The sequence below is a fragment of the Corynebacterium variabile genome (genome assembly GCF_006539825.1).
Taxonomy (GTDB): domain Bacteria; phylum Actinomycetota; class Actinomycetes; order Mycobacteriales; family Mycobacteriaceae; genus Corynebacterium; species Corynebacterium variabile.
The window spans coordinates 1-3,155 of record NZ_BJNT01000039.1; the positions used below are offsets into that span (position 1 = coordinate 1).

Annotated in this window: 2 protein-coding genes and 1 pseudogene; 2 read left to right on the forward strand and 1 reads right to left on the reverse strand. The window is 52.7% G+C overall.

What is annotated here, in order from left to right:
- Together CVA01_RS14565 and CVA01_RS14570 are read left to right on the forward strand one after the other, a co-directional pair.
- Window positions 1-1,087, forward strand: a pseudogene (locus CVA01_RS14565) (hypothetical protein); the annotation flags it as partial.
- 26 nt (window positions 1,088-1,113) lie between these two features.
- Entirely contained in the window at window positions 1,114-2,280 is a 1,167-nt protein-coding gene (locus tag CVA01_RS14570) for a hypothetical protein (protein WP_141331792.1), read from the forward strand.
- A gap of 37 nt (window positions 2,281-2,317) precedes the next feature.
- On the opposite strand, the gene CVA01_RS14575 is transcribed toward CVA01_RS14570, so the two are convergent.
- Window positions 2,318-2,806 carry a recombinase family protein gene (locus CVA01_RS14575; protein WP_073884826.1) on the reverse strand — a complete coding sequence of 163 codons (489 nt, stop codon included), beginning with the start codon at window positions 2,804-2,806 and terminating at the stop codon, window positions 2,318-2,320.
- Between the last annotated feature and the right edge of the window lie 349 nt (window positions 2,807-3,155).

Genomic DNA, 3,155 nt, shown 5'->3' on the forward strand with positions numbered 1-3,155 from the left:
TTCCCTCGCCGGCCTCGCCAGTATCGAAGGGCTCATCTACGACAAGTGGGTCGCCACCGGAGCAGAAGGCGGACCCCTCGGCTACCCCACCACCGACGAAGCCAGCACACCCGACGGTGTTGGGAGGTTCAACAGGTTCGTCGGCGGCATGCTCTACTGGCACCCCACCCACGGCGCACATCCCATCACTGGTGACATACTCGATCAATGGGCAGACCAAGGCTACGAAGGAGGAAACCTAGGGTATCCAATAGAAGATGCTCAAACCCAAGACTCGATTAAGTACGAACAGAAATTTTCCGGAGGATCAATATTCGGATACGGAAGCCCTATCCCCGAGTTAATGAATAAGCTCGATATGGATGGTGATAATATAGAGGCTTTCTGCACGCAGATTCGAGATCTATTCGTGAACAACGGCGTTGACGTCGCTACAGGTTTCTTTGATGCGCTCACACAGGCCAACGAGTCAATTCAAGCATCCAACGACGAGATAGAGCGACTTAGAGAAGAATCTTCCAACTCGTCACCACAGAATCTACTCAGAGCCATTGATTCCGGCATGAGTAACGATTGTTCCCCCAGCCAGTTGATAAAACCCGGAAACAGCCGAACCAATCGAGGGGATATTTTCTATTCGGGAGCCACAACGACCGTCAAGGGTGTTGATATCAACCATGGGCACATGGGAATTTTTGTCGGAAATTCTAGCAGCGATCCCAATAAAATTGAAACTGTCGAGGCGGTTGGAAAAACCGAAGGAGTTCGGAGAATTAGTGGAAGCGAGCGTCGAGGTGTTTGTGCTCCGAAGTATCTATCGGTAGATACTACCGGATCCAACCGGACCTCTGCAGCCCAATTTGCGATAAGCAAGGTAGGATCTTCGTATAACTCGAATTTTGCCGGAACTCGGGCCACCACGCGCCAGTCAACTTCTTTCAACTGCAGCTCACTGGTATGGGCTGCTTATATGTCGGCCACGAATGGAAAACTTGATATTGGTACGAACAAGTATGTATCGACGTACCGTGCCGGAGTATATCCGATTGACATTTACAACTCGATAAATGTGACCGAGTTCAAGTGAATTCTAGCTTTTTACGATATTGTTCCATGTCGAGCTCGCTAGCATTACTGCTATTTACTTCTTCCGGGTGCGGATTTCAGGAATCTCCTTTCGATCAGCAGAGTGGCCTTGTATTGCAGGATCCGTTAGGAACAGATTTACTAGTACAAGATAACACCTGGAATAATACCATTATTGATGGCGAGAGCAAGCAGAAGATTTCGATAACTGAGGATTCTGCCGAATCCGAGGGTAGAACTATCGAACTGTCTGATGTTTACAACTCTAAGGTGGTCCGTCTCGGTCAGTACTTTGCCGTGACCACCGCCGAGGGGATATCGTACGTCACCAGTGAACTTGAAGTGGCCAAGACTATAGATATCAACACTAGCGGTCAGGTGCTGTATGCGGATAGCTCCAACAACTCAGAATATGTGTCTTTCATGTTCCCCGATCCAGAGGGGGGCCTACCGGAAAGTGTGAAAATATTTCGTCTTTCGCGCGGGGGGGTGATAGGAGAATACAAAACAGAAGACCCGATACGTTCTATAAACTCTTGTGACGATGGTCGCTTGTTTTGGATGCACGAAGGTGCATTGAAGGATGTTGATGGTCAGGAGTACTCAGATCTGAGTGTAACGAGAGTTGAAACTGACGGGTCAGTCAACACGTTTAGCACTTCCAGTCCAGTGAAGTCGCCGTCGGGGCAGCCCGATCTTGGATGCGATTCGAACAAGATATCATACATTTCCGAAAGGAAGGACGGATCCGCGTCGAGTGTATCTATGGATTACGACGAAGCTGCACACCGCCTACGCAATCCAAAGATGGGGCCGGTAATAGAGAACGCAAGCGATTGGGGTGCCGAGCGCTACTCGCACACATATGATGGGGTTTTTTATACCATTTACAAGGACGGTAGGCTATCATCGGTTCCCCTTAATGACAGTGGTACCGTAGAGTGGTCAACCTTGCTTCCCGGCAACAGCGCAACTGCATCAGTCACTTTTGAGGACTCTGTTGCCACAGTCTCGCACCAGCGTGAGAATTCTTCCGAAATATATATTTCCTCATTTGCTTTAGATGAGCCCGCGTGCAGCGTGGGGCCCTCTCGGCTTACTAAAGGAGACAAAGAAGATCCGTATATCCCACCGGGAGACACCGCAATCAATACTATACTGTCTATCGAAAGGAGAGATTACTTCAGCTGTTAGCCCAGGTTGTTTGTAGTTCCGCATAGCGTGCAAGGATTTATTTTTTCCATTTCGCCTCAAGTCCCCGGTAGATCGTTGAGCGACTGACCCCGAGAACACGTCCGATCTCCGCGACCGTCATCGTCTTCGACTCATACAGTGAGCGAGCAGTGGCGGTTTGCTGTGCGGTGAGCTTCTTCGGCCGACCCCCAACCCTACCCCGTGCCCTGGCCGCCGCCAGACCGGCAGTGGTGCGCTCGATCGCCAGATCACGTTCGAACTGCGCCAACGCCGAGAACACATGGAACACCAGCCGGCCACCCGGAGTGGTCGTGTCAATGGTCTCCTGCAACGAGACGAACCCGACCCCGCGGGCCTGGAGATCCTCCAACTGATCGATCAGATGCGGAACCGAGCGGCCCAACCGGTCCAACCGCCACACCACCACCGTGTCCCCATGACGCAGCCTGTCCCACAGTCGGTCCAACTCCGGACGGTGCGACCCAGCTCGCGATTTCAGAGTTCGGGACGCGGTATCCGCGCTCACTGAGGCCGGTTGGTCGGTAGGGGACCAGGCTGCACTGCTGGGAATGGGCGAAGGTCAGTGGGGAGTGTCGAGCGGATCGATCGCACGTTGATGACCGAGTGTGCCTGCGCAGGTTGTACCTGAGTGAAGCGTGCCGCGAGGTTATGCGGCTCTTCTCGTTTGGGAGTGCGTAGCTGACCCGTGATGGGGATCCGGGGTGGCACAACATACAGAGGTACTGACCGGGGCAAGATGAGAGTTACCACACCTTCATCTGACCGAACCATGACCCTACCGTGCACCCTAACGGCAACCTCGTCGCCGACACTATTTTGCCGCACCGCAGGGTGGATCGCCCCGGGTCTGCGGT

Excerpts from the sequence above, each read along its gene's own strand:
- CVA01_RS14570 (WP_141331792.1), top strand. The coding sequence starts at position 1,114 with ATGTCGAGCTCGCTAGCATTACTGCTATTTACTTCTTCCGGGTGCGGA.